Source organism: Curtobacterium sp. PhB172, from assembly GCF_003752545.1.
GTDB lineage: Bacteria > Actinomycetota > Actinomycetes > Actinomycetales > Microbacteriaceae > Curtobacterium.
The window spans coordinates 28642-46891 of the sequence record NZ_RKIF01000005.1 but is presented as its reverse complement, the minus strand read 5'-3'; the positions used below and the strand labels follow the sequence as shown (position 1 = coordinate 46891).

Here is an 18250-nt window from a genome sequence, read left to right as displayed (position 1 = left end):
CGCCGCTCAGTCCGAGGTGCGAGCGGGTTCTTCGTCCTTCGCCTCGACGCCGTCGTGGCGCATCCGCACGACGCTGGCCAGGGTCGACAGCGCCATCGCGGCGATGATCACGATCAAGGAGACCCACGTGTTGATCTCCGGCGCCCACTCGATGTGGTCGCCACCGTTCAGGAACGGCAGCTCGTTGTCGTGCAGTGCGTGCAGGACGAGCTTCACGCCGATGAACGCGAGGATCACCGCGATGCCGTACTTCAGGTAGACGAGCCGCTCCAGCAGGCCGCCGAGCAGGAAGTACAGCTGCCGCAGGCCCATCAGGGCGAAGACGTTCGCGGTGAACACGATGAACGGGCTCTCGGTGATGCCGAAGATCGCGGGGATCGAGTCGAGGGCGAACAGCAGGTCGGTGGTCCCGATCGCGATCAGCACGATGAGCAACGGGGTGAAGTGCCGCACGCCGTCGTGGGTGGTCCGGAACTTCATGCCGTCGAACGTGTCGGTGAGGCGCACGCGACGGCGGAGCAGCCGGACGATGAAGCTGTCCTTCTGGTCGTCGGCATCGTCCTCGCCGCGGAGCTGCTGGATCGCCGTCCAGATCAGCCAGGCGCCGAAGATGTAGAAGATCCACGAGAAGTTCTCGATGAGCTGGGCACCGACGAGGATGAAGATGCCGCGCAGCACGAGCGCGATGATGATGCCGAGCATCAGCACCTCTTGCTGGATCTTCTTCGGCACCGAGAACCGCGCCATGATGATGACGAAGACGAACAGGTTGTCGATGCTCAGGCTGTACTCGGTGAGCCAACCTGCCAGGAACTCACCCGCCGAGTCGCCGCCAGCGAACACGAGCATCAGGACCGCGAAGACCAGCGCGAGCCCCACGTAGACGCCCACCCACGTCGCCGACTCGCGCAGCGTCGGCACGTGCGGTCGGCGCGCGACAATGAGCAGGTCGGCGAGCAGGATCGCGACGATCGCGATCAGCGAGCCGACTTCGAACACGACGGGGAGTTCGGGCATTGCGGCCTTCCTGGCTGCGGGGGATCGGGTGGATGAACAGCCTGACAGAGGTGGATGAACAGCCTGACAGATCCGAACGCATCCGGCAGCCGGATCGTTCCGGGTGAACGATCCGCCCCACCACCTCGTTGACCGGGTATGGGACTCCGCACACGCACCAAGGTCATCATCGGCATCTCCACCGGCGTCGTGGTCATCGCGGCCGCCGCCGTCATCGCCGGTCCGTCCATCTACGCGAACACCGTCAACGGACAGGCCGCCGCCGCACCCTCGCTGCAGGCGACGTCGTCCGCCAGCCTCGACGCGGCGGACGCCGACGGCACCTGGACCAGCGCGAAGACCTCGTACGCCGGCTACCGGGTGCACGAGGTCCTGCAGGGGAATGATGTGAACGTGGTCGGACGCACGAAGGACGTCGAGGGCACCGCCGAGGTCGACGGCGGCTCCCTCGCGACGGCGACGGTCACGGTCCAGGTCGCGAAGATCTCCACCCCCGAGTCCGCGCGCGACGCCTACTTCCGGGACACAGCGCTCGAGACGGACAAGTTCCCGACGGCGACGTTCACGCTCACCAAGCCCGTCGACGTCTCGAAGGCGCTCGACGGCAGCACGCAGGACGTCACCCTGACCGGCACGATGGACCTGCACGGCGTCACGAAGGCCGTCACCGCCGACGCGCAGGTGGCGGTCGGCACGGGTGGCACCGTGCAGGTCGCCGGCTCGGTGCCGATCACGTTCGCCGACTACGGCGTGCAGGCCCCCTCGCTCGGCTTCGTCACCGTGGACGGGAAGGGCTCCGTCGAGTTCTCCCTCGACCTGCAGAAGTGACCGTGTCGAGTCGTTCCGCCGACGAGCTGCTCGCGACGCTGTACCGCGAGCACGGTGACGCGCTCACCCGGTACGTCCGGCACCTGACGCGGGACGGCTCGGCGGTCGAGGACGTCGTGCAGGAGACCATGGTCCGCGCCTGGCAGCGCCCGGCGGTGCTGGAACGCGCGCCGGACAGCGCCCGCGCCTGGCTGTTCACGGTCGCGCGGAACCTGGTCGTCGACGACGCCCGGTCCGCCCGGAACCGCCGGGAGTTCGGCACCGAACACCCCGTCGACCGCGCCGAGTCGGACCGCACCGACGCCGTGCTCGACCGCATCGTCGTGGCCGACGCGCTCGCATCGCTCTCGCCGGACCACCGCCGCGTGGTCGTGGACGCCTACTGGCTCGGCCACACGGTGCCGGAGATCGCACGACGACACGACATCCCCGAGGGCACCGCGAAGTCGCGGTTGCACTACGGGCTGCGAGCCCTGCGGCTCGCACTGCAGGAACGAGGAGTGACCCGATGAGCGACGACCAGTACGCAGAGTGGGACGCGGCGTACGTGCTCGGGTCCCTGAGCCCGGACGAACGGCTCGAGTACGAGCAGCACCTGGAGACCTGCGACCGTTGCACGGCCGCCGTCGCCGAGCTGGTCGGCCTGCCCGGTCTGCTCGCCAAGCTGCCGGCCGACCAGGCGATCGATATCGCCGAACCGGACGGGAGGCCCGACACCGGTTCCGAGAGCACCCTCGCCTCCGTCGCGCACCGCGTTCGACACCGTCGCCGTCGTCGCCGGGTCTGGGTCGCCGCCACCGCAGGGCTCGCGGTGGTCGCTGCCGTCCTGGGCGGACTCGCCGTCGGCACGGCGGGAGACCGCGGCTCGGTGCAGGCCGGACGTGACGTCTCGGCATCGGCGACCGCGGACCGCTACGACATGACCGGCGCCCAGGGACTCGACGTCGACCTGGCCGTCAGCGGCGAACAGTGGGGCACCCGCTTCGACTGGGGTTGCTCGTACGGCGGCAAGGAGTGGGCGGCGGACGGCTCGGTCATGTACGACCTCGTCGTGGTGCGGTCCGACGGCACCGCGCAGATCGTCGGCTCGTGGACGGCCGCGGGCGAGGACGCGAAGGGACTGTCGGCGTCGACGGACATCCCGCGCGACGACATCGCGAGCGTGCAGGTGCGGCTCCGCGGCGAACAGGGAGCCCTCGCCGTCGTCGACCTGTAGCGCCCGCCCGCCCCCGCCCCCGCCCCCGCGCCCCGCCCGACCCCGCCCCCGCGCCCCGCCCGACCCCGAGCCCCGCCCGACCCCGCCCCCGAGCCCCCGAGGTTCCGAAATCTCGGCATCTGGGCGCAGCTCAGGGGCGCTCGTGGAACCTCGGCGCTCCCCGTGCGGCGAGTCGTGGAACCTCGGCGGAGGTGCGCGGGAAAGCCATCGCCAGGAACCGTGTTGAACGGCGCGCGCGGAGCGGCGGTGTGTGACGACCAAGTCCGGGTCCCGAGGTTCCGAGATCTCGGAACCTCGACGCGGTGAGGGGGCGTTCGTGGAACCTCGGCGCTCCCCGTGCGGCGAGTCGTGGAACCTCGGCGGACGTGCGGGGGCGGCTAGCCCGAGGCGGCCTCGTCCGACACGTCGGGGCCGATCGCGTCCTGGACGCGCGCACTGACGGACCGGAGGGTGTCCGCGTCGGTCCCCACGGGCCTCCAGAACAGGTCTTCCAGCGCACCGGTGTGCGCGCGGATGCCGGCGAGCACCGCGCGGCGGCCATCGGGGGTCATCTCCACCCAGCTGCCGCGGCCATCGGTCGGGCAGTCGGCGCGTCCGACCAAGCCGCGGGAGACCATCCGTGTGACCTGGTGACTGACGCGCGACTTCTCCCAACCGATGCCGGCGGCGATGTCGCGGACGCGCAGCCGGTGGTCCGGCTCACGCTGCAGCCCGATCAGGATCTCGAACTCGGGGATGGAGATGCCGGCGCCAGCCTGGACGGCCTGGTCGAGCGCTCGGTCGAGGCGTCGCCAGACGTCGTGGTAGGCGTCCCACGTCGCCCAGTCGTGGCCATCGTTGCCCTGCGTCGACATGCCGACCAGCGTATCCACCGTGGAGGCCGACCGACCCCGCCTCCGCGTCTTTCATCCGTCCGGATGACTCCTGGCCGACGTGCGGCGCGCTCCAAGGTGAGGTCGGAGGTGCGGCATACGATCGGAGCATGCCGAGCGCCCGCCTCCAGGACTGCACCGACGACGCCGTTGCGCTGGTCCGCAAGTGGCTGGCGGCGTCCGCCGGGGCGAAGCCGGACGCCGGTGCCGCCCGTCTCGCCGAGGCCCTGCGCGACGAACGCGGGCTCGACTTCACGCGCAGCTTCGTCGACAAGGTCATCCGCCCCGAAGACCCCCGGGTCGCCGCCCGCAACCTCGAACAGGTCAGCCGCGACGTCCCCGACTTCCTCGCCTGGTACCTGCGCGGCGCGGTGACGCTCGGCGGTGGGTTCGCGACGATGGCGCCGTGGGCGGTCATCCCCACCGCTCGCCGGATCCTGCGCCGGATGACCGGCCACCTGGTGATCGACGCGAGCACGGCGAAGCTCGGTCCGGCGCTCGCCAAGGTCGGTGGGCCGGGTACCCGGCTCAACGTGAACCTGCTCGGCGAAGCCGTGCTCGGCAGCGCCGAGAGCGACCGTCGGCTGCAGGGGACGATGGACCTGCTCGCCCGCGACGACGTCGACTACGTGTCGATCAAGGTCAGCTCGGTCGTGCCGCAGATGTCGATGTGGGCGTTCGACCAGACGGTCGAGCGGGTCGTCGACCGGCTCGTGCCGTTGTACCGGCTCGCGGCCGCTCCGCTGGCGTCCGGTGGCCAGGCCAAGTTCATCAACCTCGACATGGAGGAGTACCGCGACCTCGACGTCACCCTCGCGGTGTTCCGGACCCTGCTCGACCGCGACGAGTTCGCGGGGCTGCAGGCCGGCATCGTGCTGCAGGCCTACCTGCCCGACGCCGCAGGGGCGCTCGAGTCGCTGACGACGTGGGCGCAGGAACGCCGTGCCCGGGGCGGCGCACCGATCAAGGTGCGGCTCGTCAAGGGCGCGAACCTGGCGATGGAGCACGTCGACGCGATCGTGCACGACTGGCCGCTCGCCACCTGGGGCAGCAAGCGCGAGACCGACACCGCCTACCTGCGGATGCTCGACGCCGCGTTGACCCCGCAGCGCACCGACGCCGTGCGCATCGGCGTCGCCGGGCACAACCTGTTCGACCTGGCGACCGCGTGGGTCCTCGCCCAGCGCCGCGGGGTGACCGACGCGGTCGACGTCGAGATGCTGCTCGGCATGGCATCGACGCACGCCGACGCCGTCCGAGCCGACGTCGGACAGATCCTGCTCTACACGCCCGTTGTACAGCCGGACGAGTTCGACTCCGCGATCGCGTACCTCGCCCGCCGCCTGCAGGAGAGCTCGAGCCCCGAGAACTTCATCGCCGCAGCGTCCGACATCGACCACGACGCCAGCGTGTTCGACCGCGAACACGGCCGGTACCTGGCGTCGGTCGCGGCCCTCGACGAGCCGGTGCACACGACGCACCGCACCCAGGACCGCCACCTGGCACTCGGCGACCCCGTCCTGCGCGACGCGTTCCGGAACGCCGCGGACACCGACCCCGCCGTTCCCGCCAACCGTTCGTGGGCGCTCGACGTCCTGCGCCGGGTACCGCGCTCGCAGCTCGGCGCGCAGACGATCCGCGGAGCCAAGGTGGCCGACCGCTCCAAGCTCGAACGCATCATGGCCCGCACCGCCCAAGCCGGCGTCAACTGGGGGCGGCAGGACCCCTCCGACCGTGCTGAGCTCCTCGACCTGATCGGGCACGAGCTCGAGACCCGCCGCGCCGACCTGATCGAGGTGATGGCGGCGGAGACCGGGAAGACCTTCTCCGAGGCCGACACCGAGGTCACCGAAGCCGTCGACGCCGCCCACTACTACGCCGAGCGCGCCCGCCGTCTCGGCGACGTCGAGGGGGCCCGCTACGTCCCGCCGCGCCTGACCGTCGTCGTGCCGCCGTGGAACTTCCCCGTGGCGATCCCCGCCGGTGGCGTGTTGGCGGCGCTCGCCGCGGGCAGCGGAGTCGTGCTCAAGCCGGCACCCGAGGCGAAGCGCAGTGGTGCGCTGCTGGCCGACGTGCTCTGGGACGCCGGCGTGCCGCACTCGTTGCTGCAGCTCGTCGACCTGGCCGAGGACGAACTCGGCCGTGACCTGGTCGGGCACCCCGCCGTCGACCGCATCATCCTGACCGGTTCGGCCGACACCGCGCGATCGTTCCGGTGGTGGCGCGCCGGTCTGCCGCTCAGCGCCGAGACGAGCGGCAAGAACGCGATCGTCGTCACGCCGAGCGCCGACATCGACCTCGCGGTGCAGGACATCGTGCAGTCCGCCTTCGGCCACGCCGGCCAGAAGTGCTCGGCGGCGTCCCTGGTCGTCCTGGTCGGCACGGTCGGTGAGAGCGAACGCTTCCGTCGGCAGCTCGTCGACGCCACGCGCACGCTCCGGGTCGCCTGGCCCGACGACCCCACCGCCCAGGTCGGACCGGTCATCGCCGAGCCCGAGGGCAAGCTGCGGCAAGGGCTCACCGAGCTCGGCCCGGGGGAGTCCTGGCTCGTGCAGCCGACGGCCCTCGACGACTCCGGGCGGCTCTGGTCACCCGGCATCCGTGACGGCGTCCGCCCGGGCAGCGACTTCCACCAGACCGAGTACTTCGGCCCGGTGCTCGGCATCATGCGCGCCGAGACGCTCGAGCAGGCGATCGCGATCCAGAACGGCACCGACTACGGCCTGACGGCGGGGATCCACTCGCTCGACGCCGACGAGGTGGCGGACTGGCTGGCGAGTGTGCGCGCCGGCAACCTGTACGTGAACCGCGGCATCACCGGTGCGGTCGTCGGTCGGCAGCCGTTCGGCGGCTGGAAGCGGTCGTCCGTTGGCACCGGCACGAAGGCGGGCGGACCGATGTACGTCGCGACGCTCGGCCGGTGGGAGCCGGTCCCGCGCACGGTGCACAAGAGCATCCAGCTGCACGGACTCCCGCCGCGCGTGACCTCGGTGATCGAGGCCGCACGCAGCGGCCTGTCGTTCGAGGAGTTCGACCAGGTGCGGGCCGGTGCGCTCAGCGACGTCCGGGCGCGCGAGGAGCTGTACGGCGGGTCGCACGACCTGGCGGGGCTCGTGGTGCAGCGGAACGTGCTGCGCCACCGACCGCAGTCCGTCATCGTGCGGCAGGCCGAGGACGCCTCGGCGGGTGACCTGGTCCGGGCGCTCGTCGCCGCCACGGCTGCCCGCGCCCACGTCCTGCTCAGCACCGCCCGCCCGTTGCCCGGTCCGCTCAGTCAGCTGCTGGCCTCGAGTCGGTCGCCGCTGGACGTCGTCGACCACCTGGTCGAGTCCGACCAGGACTTCCACGCCCGTGCGTCGTCCGGCGCCGTGTTCCAGGCGAACTGGACGAGCGATGAGGATGCCGAGCCCGCCGACGCCCTCGGGGACATGCTCGCGCAGGGACAGGACCGACCCGTGCACACGGCGTTCGGCGGCCCCGGCGCACGGATCCGGCTCATCGGTGGCGATGCCCTGGCGCTCGAGGAAGCCCTCGGCGCGAGCATCGACGTCGCGATCCACGACGCGCCGGTGGTCGAGGCCGGGTTGATCGAGATGCTCCCGTTCATCCGTGAACAGTCGGTCTCGATCACCGCTCACCGGTTCGGGGATGTCGACGCGGACTTCTCGGAGCTGCGCGTCTGACAGCGGGCCGCTTGGTGAGCAGAAATGGTCGGGTGCGCTGCGGCGGTCCCGACCATGTCTGCTCACGAAGTGTGCGGCGTGGCGCCGGCTCGGTCAGTCCTCGGTGTCGCCTGCTTCTTCGTCCTCGACGCCGGTCTCGTCCATCCGGTCACGCAGGTGGTCGGCCATCGCTCCGGCGCCCTCGCCGTGGTGGTCGTGGTCGACCTGTTCGATCAGGCCGTGCAGCTTCTCGTGGTTCGTGGCCTCGTTGGCGCCGTCCATGACGGGCTCGGTCTGCTCGTTGTCGCTCATGGCTCGGACGCTACGCCGGGGTGGCTGCGGACCGGTAGTGCAGCTCGACGGCACCGCCGGTGAACGGCGTCGTCCCGACCAGCTCGAACACCGGGGTCGGCGCCGCGACCGGCAGCAGCGGCGCACCGGCACCGAGCGCCACCGGCATCACGGTGACGCGGAGCTCGTCGAGCAGCCCGGCCTGCTGGTACTGCGCCGCGAGCAGTCCGCCGCCGACGACCCAGACGTCGCGCTCGCCGGCTGCCCGTTCGAGGTCGGCCTGGTGGTCCGCGACCTCGCCCGACACGAAGTGCACGTCGGCGCCGTCCGGCACCGGCAGGTAACGTGTGGTGAACACCCACGTCGCCAGGTCCGGGTACGCCCAGGTGTCGTCGTGCTCGAGCAGCCACTCGTACGTCGTCGAGCCCATGACGATCGCGCCGATGCCCGCGAAGAACCGGTCGTGGTGCTCCTGGAACGGCTCGAAGCCGAACTGCAGCAGCCAGTCGAGGTCGTCGTCCGGTGCAGCGACGAAGCCGTCCAGCGAGGACGCGACGGAGTAGGTGGTACCCATGCCCCGGACGCTACCGAGCACCCCCGACAGACGTCAGCGCCGTCAGCGCCGCCCGCCGTCAGCGCCGCCCGCCGTCAGCGCCGGCCGGCCCGACCGACGACGGCGACCTCGGCGACGGTGAGCACCGTGGCGATCCACACCTGCTGCAGGGCGAACCCGCGGCGCCGTGGGTCGAGGGCGAGCGGCACCATCGTCACGCCGTGCACCGCGTCGACGGCGGCGCTCAGCGTGTGCGCGTTCCCGGAGCCCGTGCGTGCGACGAGGGCGGCCTGCACGAGCTGCCGGACGCCGAGCACACCGTGCAGCACGGCCTGGTCGTGGCCACGAGCCGCTCGGCCGAGGTGCCACAGGCCGAGTCCTGCCCGACACAGCTCGACGACGGCTGCACCCCGCACCGACGATCCGCGGCGGTTCATCGTCGTCGTCCGGCCACGAGTGCGACGGCCCCGACCGCGCCGAGTGCCGCCCCGATGATCCCGTTGCCCATCCGGCGGTGCTCCACCCACCAGGTCTGCGGTGACCAGGCGTGCGCGGACTCGTCGAACACACCGTGCGCGCCGTGGTCGCCCGGCACCGGCTCGTACAGGTTGTCGTGCAGCTCCTGCCCGTCCTTGTCCGGCGCCTGCTGCCCGGAGACGAGCGTCTTGGCGGCGTACCAGTCGGCGAAACGCCCGCTGATCCGGTTGCCGAGGATCGTGTAGACGGTCGACTCGCCGACCCAGGTGCGACGGCGCGGCCGCTCGGCCACGGCAGCGATCGCGCGGGCACCGACCTCGGGCTGGAAGATCGGGGCGACCGGCTGCGGGTGGTGCGGCAGCTTCGACTTCACCCACCCGAACTGGATCGTGTTGAGGGCGGGCATGTCGACCCGCGACACCTTCACCTTGCTGCCCTGTTCGAGCAGCTCGGAGACGACGGACTCGGTGAACCCGACGATCGCGTGCTTCGCGCCGCAGTACGCGGCCTGCAGCGGGATGCCCCGGAAGCCGAGTGCTGAGCCGACCTGGACGACGTGCCCCTGCCCGCGGGGCACCATCCGGGAGAGCGCTGCTCGGGTCCCGTTGACGAAGCCGAGGTAGGTCACGTTGAGCGCCCGCTCGAAGTCCTCGGGCGCGGTGTCCAGGAACTTGCCGAACACCCCGACCATCACGCCGTTCACCCACAGGTCGATCGGCCCGAGTTCCTGCTCGACGCGGTCGGCCGCGGCCTCGACGGCCTCGCGGTCGGACACGTCGGCGACCAGGGCCAGCCCGCGACGCCCCGAGGCCTCGACCTCGGCCACCGCGGCGTCGACGCCGTCCCGTCCACGGGCGAGGACGGCGACGTCCCACCCCCGCGCGGCGAGCTCCCGGACGGTCGCACGCCCCAGTCCTGCGGATCCACCGGTCACCACTGCCACTCGAGTCATGGCTCACTTGTACCTGCGGCCGACCGCGCACCACTCAGCCGGTGTCCCCCGGATCGGCGGGCACCGAACCACGGTCACACCGACCGGCCATGATGGCCACGTGGAGACCCGAGACCCCGAGAGCGACGACCTCGCTGAGGAAGCCCCTCCCGGCTGGGTCCTGAACACCCCGAACCGGCTGCTCGAGGTCTGGCTCTACCCGGTGCTCGAGCTGCTCCTCGCCGCCGCGCACGTCGCCCTCGGTATCGCCTTCGGGGGCGTCTTCGCACTCGTCGTCGGCATCGCCGCTGCGGTCGTGTTCGGGATCGGTTCAGTCGCGCTGCTCGTGACGGGCTGGCGCGCGTACGACGAGCAGACGCGTGCGGCCTCGTGGCGCTGCCACGTCACCCGGGTGGTGGTGGCAGTGACGAGCGCGGCGGTCGTCGCGGTGGCGAGCCTGGTGGTCGGGACTCCATCCGGCCTGGTGTTCGGCGCGATCGCCGGGATCCCGATGACGTTCCGGTTCGCGCGCGTCGTCCCGCGCATCGACCACCTCGTCGTCGCGTGGGCCTCGGCGTCGGTGGCGGTGGTCTGCACGACCCTCGCCGTGATCGGGTTCACCGCGCCTGGCCTCCCGGAGTACCGGACCGTCGCCTGGGTCGCCGGGTCCTTCTTCGGGTTGTTCGGTGCCGTCGTCGCCGTTCACCAGTTCCGGGCAGCCGCCCGCGCACCGCGCGACGAGCCCGAGTCCGGCCTCATCGCCCCCGACCGAACCGCGTCGTGACCCCCGGCGAGTACAGCACCGAGTCCGGCTCGAGCTCGGTCAACCCGAACGGCAGCCCGGCGGCACCGATCAGGTCGTCCCGCAGCGACACCACCGAGGCACGGTGCAACGGCCACGCGTCGTGCTCGTTCGGCCAGAACCGGGTCCGCCCGGCCCGGTGCACGTGCATGCCCCACCGCGCGGTCAGGAACGTCTCGAGCGGCCCTGGCTCGTCCAGTACCTCGCCCACGCGGACGTCGAGCATCGACCGCAGGTGCGTCCCGTGCCGTCGCATCGCGTACCCGACGCGGCCGTCGCCGCTCCGCGACTCGGCGTCCGCCCACCAGTAGGCCAGTCCGGTGGCCACGCGTGCGCCGAGGGTCGGCAGCAGCTTGCCGGCGTCGAGCGACAGGAACACGACACCGTGCTGGCCCTGCTCGTCGACCGTGTAGACACGGACGTTCACCTCGACGAAGTCGCCGATCGAGCCGGTCCGCCCCAGCGCCCCGAGGGGCGGGAACCGGGTGTCCTCGAACCGGAACGCGATGAGGCCCACCCAGGTGGTCACCCCGTCGTCGCTGCCGTCGAGCGCCATCGTGTCGGGTCGCGTTGCGGCTGGCAGCAGCGGGGCCACCGCCGACACGTCGACGCGCCAGTGCGCGAAGACGACGTCGAGCCAGTCCTGCGAGATCCAGGGACGGCCCGGCAGGCCGGGGGCGACGGCCTGGAGGCCCGGGGTGACGTGGGTGGGTCGGGTGTCGGTCACGATGTGCTCGCCTCCGGTTCGATGTGGCCCGCGACGGGCGCGTCGTCCCACCCCTGCTGCGGGGTGTCGCAGGTGCCGCGGAACACGTACTGCGATGGCCGCTTCCGCTCGCTCGACGTCCAGTCGATCGCGGGGCGGCGCCGTTCGGGCGGCAGGTACCCGATCCGGTAGACGGCCATGAGCTCGAGCGACTCGGGCACCCGGAGCAGCCCCTCGATCTCCGCCCAGGCGCCCGGCGTCTCCATCGGGAAGGACACGAACTGGATCCCCAGCCCGAGCTCGGTCGTCGCGAGCCAGATGTTCTCCATCGCCGCGCCCATGCTGAACACCGAGTAGAAGCCGGACAGCTCCTGCTGCCGGTACTCGTGGCGGTCGAGCATCACCCCGAGCAGCAGCGGCGACCCGGCGACGAGCTTCCGGTTCTCCTCACCCAGGCTCTGCGGTACGCGGAGGGTGTTCATGAGCAGCTGCCCGCGCTTCGTGAACACCTGCTTCGTGAACGGCCGGAGCGGCCCGGGGAGCTTGTCGAACAGCATGCCGTCGCGCCGCTCGTCCATCTCGGCCTTCGAGAACCGGAAGTACGGCTTGTACCGCTCGAAGAACGTCCCCTCGGCCATGGTGCGCGTCATCGAGCTGCCGCTGATCGCGGCGACCCGGTCGATCGTGTCGCGCTCCTCGACCAGCACGAACCGCCACGGTTGGCTGTTCAGCTGGGACGGGGCCCGGCCGGCGAGCTCCATGAGCAGCCGTTGGTGCTCCTCGGACACCGGGTCGGGCAGGAACGCCCCGTTCGTGGTCCGGCGGCGTCGGATGGCCTCGAAGAGCTCCACTGCTTCCCCTCGTGTCTCGTCGTCACGGTCGACGCCGCACCAACAGCGCCCCCAGGTAGGACGGCGCGGCGGCCACCGCGATCTTCCAGTGTGCTCCGGAGCGCGGGTTCGTGCGGGGCGCGAGCGCGAGCGGGACGACTGCGGGCAGCAGGAACAGCGCCGAACGGTCACGGGTCCACACGGGCGTCGTCGCGGCGGCCCCGGTGAGCGTCGCCGTCACGACGAACAGGCCGTGGTGCACGACGCGGAGCTTCTTCGTCCGGATCAACCGGACGGCGACGGCCGTGCCCCAGAGGCAGTTCGCGACGTAGGCGACGCTCGCAGCGGTGACCAGCTGCCGGGCCGGTCGCGATCCCGTGGGTGCCGAGCCGCGCCTCCAGGCCGCTTTCCGTCCCATGCGTGGGACGTTACGCGGTGTCGCGACTGACCAGCTTGGAGAGCACGATCGCGGAGCGCGTGTGGTCCACCTGCGGTGCGAGGCGGACCTTGTCGAGCGCCTCCTCCAGCGCGGACAGGTCCTTCGAGCGCATGTGCACGACGGCGTCGGCGCTCCCCGTGACCGTGCCGGCGTCGATGACCTCGGGCACGGTGTCGAGCAGCGCACGGAGCTCGTCGGGGGAGACCGTGCCGCGGCAGTACAGCTCGACCCAGGCCTCGGTGCCGCGGTCCTCGACGGCGGGGTCGACCTTGATCGTGAAGCCCTGGATGACGCCGTCGCCGACGAGCCGGTCGACACGGCGCTTGACGGCCGATGCCGAGAGTCCGACCACCGACCCGATGTCGCCGTAGCCGGCGCGGGCGTTGTCCCGGAGTTGATCCAGGATGCGGTGGTCGAGCGAATCCATTGCACCCATCGTACGCGGACTTCTTGCGAGGTCGGCGGGTCGGACGCACGAAACGTGCGTCACCCGAACGGGTGCCACGGCGCTTCGCTCCCGGTACTGCACTTGCCGGACGGTCTGTGTCAGGATCGACGTGGCGTCGACCTGGTCCGCTACGGCGAGTGAGCCTGCATCTCGCCGGAGCACCTCTCCTTCGTTCCGTTTCGGTTCCTGGCAGGCTCGGGCCCCGGTCCCTTCTCAGGAGGACTGATGTCGAACACCGCACCCTCGACCACCGATGCACCGGCCCGTACCGCCACCAAGCGGACGATCCTGATGTGCAAGCCGGACTTCTACACGGTGAGCTACCGGATCAACCCGTGGATGCACCCGGAGGAGCCGACCGACACGTCGAAGGCCGTCGCCCAGTGGCAGACGCTCGTCGACGTCTACGAGCAGCTCGGCTTCGACATCTCGTACATCGACCCCATCGACGGCCTGCCGGACATGGTCTACGCGGCCAACGGCGGGTTCGTGCTCGACGGCATCGCCTACGGCGCGAAGTTCCAGTACCCCGAGCGCCAGCCCGAGGGCCCGGCGTACATGGACTGGTTCCGTCAGGCCGGCCTGACCGTCGCCGAGCCGGAGCAGACCAACGAGGGCGAGGGTGACTTCCTGCTCATCGGCAACACGATCTTCGCCGGCACGGGCTTCCGGTCGGACAGCACCTCGCACGACGAGCTCGCGACGATCTACGGCCGTGAGGTCGTCACCCTGAAGCTCATCAACCCGAGCTTCTACCACCTCGACACCGCCATCGCCGTGCTCGACCCGGAGCCCGACGCTTCCGGCCGGTCGAACATCGCGTACCTCGAGAGCGCCTTCGACGAGCCGTCGCTGGCGATCCTGCGCGAGCGCTTCCCCGACGCGATCATCGCGACCGAGGAAGACGCCGCGATCCTCGGCCTGAACTCCTACTCCGACGGGTACAACGTCGTGATCGCCGCGCGGGCTGTGCGGTTCGCCGAACAGCTCAGGGAGAAGGGGTACAACCCGATCGGCGTCGACCTGTCCGAGCTGCTGCTCGGCGGTGGCGGCGTGAAGTGCTGCACGCTCGACCTGCACCCGGTCGGCACCGGCACCTCGGTCGCGCGTTCGCTCGGGGTCAGCTGATGTCGGCGGCAGCGTCGCTCGGGGTCAACACCGCGGCGGCGCTCGCCGTCGAGGACCGCGCCCTCGCGCACAACTACAGCCCGCTGCCCGTCGTCATCGCGTCGGGTGCCGGAGCAACCGTCACCGACGTCGACGGCAAGCAGTACCTGGACGGCCTCGCCGCGTACTCCGCGGTGAACTTCGGCCACGGCAACCCGCGGCTGCTCGACGCCGCCCGGGCGCAGCTCGACCGCGTGACGCTCACGAGTCGTGCGTTCGTGAACGACCAGCTCGGGCCGTTCGCCACGGCACTGGCAGCGTTGACGGAGACCGAGATGGTCCTGCCGATGAACACCGGTGCCGAGGCCGTCGAGTCCGCGATCAAGGTGTCCCGCGCCTGGGGCTACCGCGTCAAGGGCGTCCCCGCGGACCGCGCGACGATCATCGTGGCGTCCGGGAACTTCCACGGCCGCACCACCACGATCATCTCGTTCTCCGACGACCCCGACGCGCGCAACGACTTCGGGCCGTACACCCCGGGCTTCCGCACCGTGCCGTACGGCGACGCCGAAGCCCTGCGCGCGGCGATGGACGACACCGTCGTCGCCGTGCTGCTCGAACCCATCCAGGGCGAGGGCGGCGTGGTCATCCCGCCGGCGTCGTACCTCCCGGAAGTCCGGGCGGTCTGCGACGAGTTCGGTGCGCTGTTCATCGCCGACGAGATCCAGTCCGGACTCGGCCGCACCGGCCACACCCTCGCCGTGCAGCGCGTCGGGGTCCGTCCCGACCTCATCACGCTCGGCAAGGCACTCGGCGGCGGCATCGTGCCGGTGTCCGCGGTCGTCGGCTCGCGCGCTGTCCTCGGCATGCTGCGTCCCGGTGAGCACGGTTCGACCTTCGGTGGCAACCCGCTCGCCGCGGCCGTCGGCGCCGAGGTCGTGGCGATGCTCGGCGAGGGCACGTTCCAGCAGCGCGCCCTCGACGGCGAACCGATGCTGCGCGGGCTGCTCGACGACCTGCTCGGCAAGGGGGTCGTGTCGCACCGCGTCGCCGGACTTTGGGCGGGGATCGACATCGACCCGGCGCTCGGCACCGGCAAGGAGATCTCGAAGGACCTGGCCGACCGTGGGCTGCTCGTGAAGGACACCCACGGTTCGACGATCCGCTTCGCCCCGCCGCTCGTCGTCACCGACGACGAACTGCGCAGGGCGATCGGCGCGCTCGCGTCGGTCCTGGCCGCGCGCGCCTGAGCCGCGCGCTCGGCGCCGCGCGCGCTTCGTGAGCAGAAATGGTCGGGTCGCCACACGGCACCCGACCATTTCTGCTCACCAAGTGCGGCTCACACCGCCCAGCGCGCCGCCAGCTCGTCCATCAGCGCGTCGAGGCGCTCGTCGACGACCTGCGCCTCGGGGTTGGCCTCGAACCAGGCGATGACCTCGCGCACGCCCTGCCGGTACGGCGTCCGCGGCCGGTACCACGGCACGAGCGACCGGACCTTGCTGTTGTCGAACACCGAGCTGTTCGCCTTGTCGCCGAGCAACGCCGCACCCCACTCCGGGTCCACGGCGTTGATCGCGTCCGCCGGCACGTGCACGATCCGCAGGTCCTCCACCCCCGCCGCCGCCGCGATCTCGTGCGCGATGGCGTTCCACGTCGGCGCCTCGTCGCTCGTGATCGTGAAGGCCTCACCGATCGCCGACGCGTTGTCGAGCAGCCCGGTGAACCCGACCGCGAAGTCACGGCTGTGCGTCAGCGTCCACAGCGACGTGCCGTCACCGGTGATGATGATCGGCTTGCCAGCACGCATCCGCGCCACCGCGGTCCAGCCGCCGGTGAGCGGCAGCTTCGTCTCGTCGTAGGTGTGCGACGGCCGCACGATCGTCACCGGGAAGTCCTGCTCCCGGTACGCCTCCATCAGCAGTTCCTCGCAAGCGATCTTGTCGCGCGAGTACTGCCAGTAGGGGTTCTTCAGCGGCGTCGACTCCGTGATCGGCAGGTGCGTCGCCGGCGTCTGGTACGCCGAGGCCGAGCTGATGAAGACGTACTGCCGCGTCCGTCCGGCGAAGAAGTCGATGTCGGCCTGCACCTGGTCCGGCGTGAAGGCGACCCAGTTCACGACCACGTCGAAGTGACGGTCGCCGAGTGCGTCCGCCAGGTCGCTGCGGTCCGACACGTCGGCCTGGAGGCGCGTCACACCCTGCGGGATCGGCCTGCCCCCGGTGGTCCCCCGGTTCAGGACCGTGACGTCGTGGCCCTGTTCGGTCGCCTCCCGCACACAGGAGGCGCTGATTACGCCGCTCCCGCCGATGAACAACACGCTCGCTCCGGTCATGGATGCTCCCTCGCTCTCCGCGGCGCAGCCCTGCGCCGTCGTCCCATGTGATCCTGCACCGTCCCGGCCGACTACCGTCACGGGTCGGGTCGCACCGACGCGCCCCACGACAGGAGTGACACGCACATGGAGTACCGCTACCTCGGCAACTCGGGCCTCAAGGTCTCCGAGATCACCTACGGCAACTGGCTCACCCACGCATCCCAGGTCGAGAACGACGCGGCCATCGCCTGCGTCAAGGCCGCCCTCGAGGTGGGCATCTCGACGTTCGACACCGCCGACGTCTACGCCAACACCGGCGCGGAGACCGTCCTCGGCGAAGCCCTCAAGGGGGAGCGGCGCCAGTCGCTCGAGATCGCCACGAAGGTGTTCGGGCCGACCGGGCCGAAGGGGCACAACGACACCGGGCTGTCCCGCAAGCACATCCTCGAGTCGATCGACGGCTCGCTCGGCCGGCTGCAGACGGACTACGTCGACCTGTACCAGGCGCACCGCTTCGACCACGAGACCCCGCTCGAGGAGACGATGCAGGCCTTCGCTGACATCGTGCGCCAGGGCAAGGTCCTGTACGTCGGCGTGAGCGAGTGGACCGCCGAGCAGTTGCGTGCGGGCGCCGCGCTCGCGAAGGACCTCGGCTTCCAGCTCATCTCGAACCAGCCGCAGTACTCGGCGCTGTGGCGGGTCATCGAAGAAGAGGTGGTGCCGACCTCGAAGGAGCTCGGCATCTCGCAGATCGTCTGGTCCCCGATCGCGCAGGGGGTCCTGACCGGCAAGTACAAGCCGGGTCAGCCGCTGCCCGAGGGTTCACGCGCCACCGACGACAAGGGCGGCGCGGACATGATCAAGCGGTTCATGCGCGACGAGGTGCTGTCCTCGGTGCAGGAGCTCGAGCCGATCGCGAAGGAGCTCGACCTGTCGATGGCACAGCTCGCCGTCGCCTGGGTACTGCAGAACGAGAACGTCGCGAGTGCCATCATCGGGGCGTCGCGTCCGGAGCAGGTGCACGACAACGCCGGCGCTGCCGGTGTCACGATCCCCGCGGAGCTGCTCAGCCGGATCGACGATGCCCTCGGTGCCGTGGTCGAGCGTGACCCGGCGAAGACGAACGACAGCAGCCCGAAGACCCGCGAGGCCTAGCGCCGACCCGGGCCAGACGGCTCAGACAACGGAAAAGGCCCCCTGCCGGAGCAGGGGGCCTTCACCGGTGGCTGGACACGGCATCGATCCGTGGACCTTTCGATTTTCAGTCGAACGCTCTACCAACTGAGCTATCCAGCCGTGGCGACCCTGACGGGACTTGAACCCGCGACCTCCGCCGTGACAGGGCGGCACGCTAACCAGCTGCGCTACAGGGCCATGTTGAATTGCTGTGGTGTTGCTCAGTACTACTTGCTCGCTCACTCGGAGAGTGACCCCAACGGGATTCGAACCCGTGCTGCCGCCGTGAAAGGGCGGTGTCCTAGGCCACTAAACGATAGGGCCGCAAGTGGTGCTTCGCGCTACCGATGGACAAGCATACGGATGCCCCCGGGGGTTCGCAAATCGGGCCGCGTTCCCGCGGAATCCCCGGCGTGTCGCGCCCTCCCGGCACCGGGTGTCGAGGTTGCGGTGCGAGCATCGTCGTCGGCTCCACGCCCCTCGTCCGAGGGGCTGTGGGGCTGCGACACCTGTTGTTACTGTTGCGTCTGTTAACAGTGTTACGTGCGTGAGCCTTGCCGCGCTGTTACGAAATCGAGATA

Annotated in this window: 19 protein-coding genes and 3 tRNA genes; 8 read left to right on the top strand and 14 right to left on the bottom strand. The window is 70.7% G+C overall.

The window, feature by feature from the left end:
- Positions 1 to 6: 6 nt before the first annotated feature.
- Positions 7 to 1017 carry a TerC family protein gene (locus tag EDF42_RS01185; protein WP_123339219.1) on the bottom strand — a complete coding sequence of 337 codons (1011 nt, stop codon included), beginning with the start codon at positions 1015 to 1017 and terminating at the stop codon, positions 7 to 9.
- Positions 1018 to 1155: 138 nt separating this feature from the next.
- On the opposite strand from EDF42_RS01185, the gene EDF42_RS01180 reads away from it, so the two are divergent.
- The 3 genes from EDF42_RS01180 to EDF42_RS01170 are packed head-to-tail and all read left to right on the top strand — an operon-like array spanning position 1156 to position 3061.
- Positions 1156 to 1845, top strand: a complete 690-nt coding sequence (locus tag EDF42_RS01180) for a YceI family protein (protein WP_123339218.1) — start codon at positions 1156 to 1158, stop codon at positions 1843 to 1845.
- Positions 1842 to 2357 carry a sigma-70 family RNA polymerase sigma factor gene (locus tag EDF42_RS01175; protein WP_123294523.1) on the top strand — a complete coding sequence of 172 codons (516 nt, stop codon included), beginning with the start codon at positions 1842 to 1844 and terminating at the stop codon, positions 2355 to 2357. Before EDF42_RS01180 ends, EDF42_RS01175 begins: the two co-directional genes overlap by 4 nt.
- On the top strand, positions 2354 to 3061 hold the full coding sequence (locus EDF42_RS01170; RefSeq protein WP_123671246.1) for a zf-HC2 domain-containing protein: 708 nt from the start codon (positions 2354 to 2356) through the stop codon (positions 3059 to 3061). Before EDF42_RS01175 ends, EDF42_RS01170 begins: the two co-directional genes overlap by 4 nt.
- A 377-nt stretch (positions 3062 to 3438) precedes the next feature.
- Here the strand turns inward: EDF42_RS01170 and EDF42_RS01165 are convergent, their stop codons facing one another.
- A complete protein-coding gene (locus tag EDF42_RS01165; protein ID WP_123339216.1) occupies positions 3439 to 3915 on the bottom strand; it encodes a MarR family winged helix-turn-helix transcriptional regulator in 477 nt (158 codons plus the stop codon).
- 128 nt (positions 3916 to 4043) lie between these two features.
- On the opposite strand from EDF42_RS01165, the gene EDF42_RS01160 reads away from it, so the two are divergent.
- Positions 4044 to 7616, top strand: a complete 3573-nt coding sequence (locus EDF42_RS01160) for a bifunctional proline dehydrogenase/L-glutamate gamma-semialdehyde dehydrogenase (RefSeq protein WP_123671245.1) — start codon at positions 4044 to 4046, stop codon at positions 7614 to 7616.
- A gap of 93 nt (positions 7617 to 7709) precedes the next feature.
- On the opposite strand, the gene EDF42_RS01155 is transcribed toward EDF42_RS01160, so the two are convergent.
- The 4 genes from EDF42_RS01155 to EDF42_RS01140 all read right to left on the bottom strand — a co-directional run bounded on the left by EDF42_RS01155 (position 7710) and on the right by EDF42_RS01140 (position 9868).
- Positions 7710 to 7907, bottom strand: coding sequence for a hypothetical protein (locus tag EDF42_RS01155; RefSeq protein WP_123339214.1), 198 nt, complete (start codon positions 7905 to 7907; stop codon positions 7710 to 7712).
- 10 nt (positions 7908 to 7917) lie between these two features.
- Entirely contained in the window at positions 7918 to 8460 is a 543-nt protein-coding gene (locus EDF42_RS01150) for a dihydrofolate reductase family protein (RefSeq protein WP_123671244.1), read from the bottom strand.
- A gap of 74 nt (positions 8461 to 8534) precedes the next feature.
- On the bottom strand, positions 8535 to 8876 hold the full coding sequence (locus EDF42_RS01145; RefSeq protein WP_123671243.1) for a hypothetical protein: 342 nt from the start codon (positions 8874 to 8876) through the stop codon (positions 8535 to 8537).
- Positions 8873 to 9868 (bottom strand): SDR family oxidoreductase, encoded by a 996-nt coding sequence (locus EDF42_RS01140; protein WP_123671242.1) that lies wholly within the window; start codon positions 9866 to 9868, stop codon positions 8873 to 8875. The genes EDF42_RS01145 and EDF42_RS01140 overlap by 4 nt, the downstream gene beginning before the upstream one ends.
- A 100-nt stretch (positions 9869 to 9968) precedes the next feature.
- Between EDF42_RS01140 and EDF42_RS01130 the strand changes: the two genes are divergently transcribed.
- Entirely contained in the window at positions 9969 to 10631 is a 663-nt protein-coding gene (locus EDF42_RS01130) for a hypothetical protein (protein WP_148067584.1), read from the top strand.
- Here EDF42_RS01130 and EDF42_RS01125 read toward each other — a convergent pair.
- The 4 genes from EDF42_RS01125 to EDF42_RS01110 are packed head-to-tail and all read right to left on the bottom strand — an operon-like array spanning position 10603 to position 13051.
- Positions 10603 to 11376 carry a YqjF family protein gene (locus tag EDF42_RS01125; RefSeq protein WP_221180993.1) on the bottom strand — a complete coding sequence of 258 codons (774 nt, stop codon included), beginning with the start codon at positions 11374 to 11376 and terminating at the stop codon, positions 10603 to 10605. The two genes, EDF42_RS01130 and EDF42_RS01125, sit on opposite strands and share 29 nt — an antisense overlap.
- Positions 11373 to 12206 (bottom strand): nitroreductase family protein, encoded by an 834-nt coding sequence (locus tag EDF42_RS01120; protein ID WP_123671239.1) that lies wholly within the window; start codon positions 12204 to 12206, stop codon positions 11373 to 11375. The genes EDF42_RS01125 and EDF42_RS01120 overlap by 4 nt, the downstream gene beginning before the upstream one ends.
- A gap of 22 nt (positions 12207 to 12228) precedes the next feature.
- Entirely contained in the window at positions 12229 to 12603 is a 375-nt protein-coding gene (locus tag EDF42_RS01115; protein WP_123671238.1) for a hypothetical protein, read from the bottom strand.
- A gap of 10 nt (positions 12604 to 12613) precedes the next feature.
- Positions 12614 to 13051, bottom strand: a complete 438-nt coding sequence (locus tag EDF42_RS01110; RefSeq protein ID WP_111083794.1) for an Lrp/AsnC family transcriptional regulator — start codon at positions 13049 to 13051, stop codon at positions 12614 to 12616.
- 246 nt (positions 13052 to 13297) lie between these two features.
- On the opposite strand from EDF42_RS01110, the gene ddaH reads away from it, so the two are divergent.
- Positions 13298 to 14200, top strand: a complete 903-nt coding sequence (gene ddaH, locus EDF42_RS01105) for a dimethylargininase (protein ID WP_123339207.1) — start codon at positions 13298 to 13300, stop codon at positions 14198 to 14200.
- On the top strand, positions 14200 to 15429 hold the full coding sequence (rocD, locus tag EDF42_RS01100; RefSeq protein ID WP_123671553.1) for an ornithine--oxo-acid transaminase: 1230 nt from the start codon (positions 14200 to 14202) through the stop codon (positions 15427 to 15429). Before ddaH ends, rocD begins: the two co-directional genes overlap by 1 nt.
- Positions 15430 to 15518: 89 nt before the next feature.
- Here rocD and EDF42_RS01095 read toward each other — a convergent pair whose 3' ends face one another.
- A complete protein-coding gene (locus EDF42_RS01095) occupies positions 15519 to 16511 on the bottom strand; it encodes an SDR family oxidoreductase (RefSeq protein ID WP_123671237.1) in 993 nt (330 codons plus the stop codon).
- Between the two features lie 126 nt (positions 16512 to 16637).
- Between EDF42_RS01095 and EDF42_RS01090 the strand changes: the two genes are divergently transcribed.
- Positions 16638 to 17648 (top strand): aldo/keto reductase family protein, encoded by a 1011-nt coding sequence (locus tag EDF42_RS01090; protein WP_123339205.1) that lies wholly within the window; start codon positions 16638 to 16640, stop codon positions 17646 to 17648.
- A gap of 68 nt (positions 17649 to 17716) precedes the next feature.
- On the opposite strand, the gene EDF42_RS01085 is transcribed toward EDF42_RS01090, so the two are convergent.
- From EDF42_RS01085 to EDF42_RS01075, 3 genes are all read right to left on the bottom strand, one after another.
- Positions 17717 to 17789: transfer RNA gene (locus EDF42_RS01085), tRNA-Phe, on the bottom strand.
- Position 17790: 1 nt separating this feature from the next.
- A tRNA-Asp gene (locus EDF42_RS01080) sits at positions 17791 to 17867 on the bottom strand.
- Between the two features lie 53 nt (positions 17868 to 17920).
- Positions 17921 to 17993 (bottom strand) — tRNA-Glu (locus EDF42_RS01075).
- Positions 17994 to 18250 lie beyond the last annotated feature (257 nt).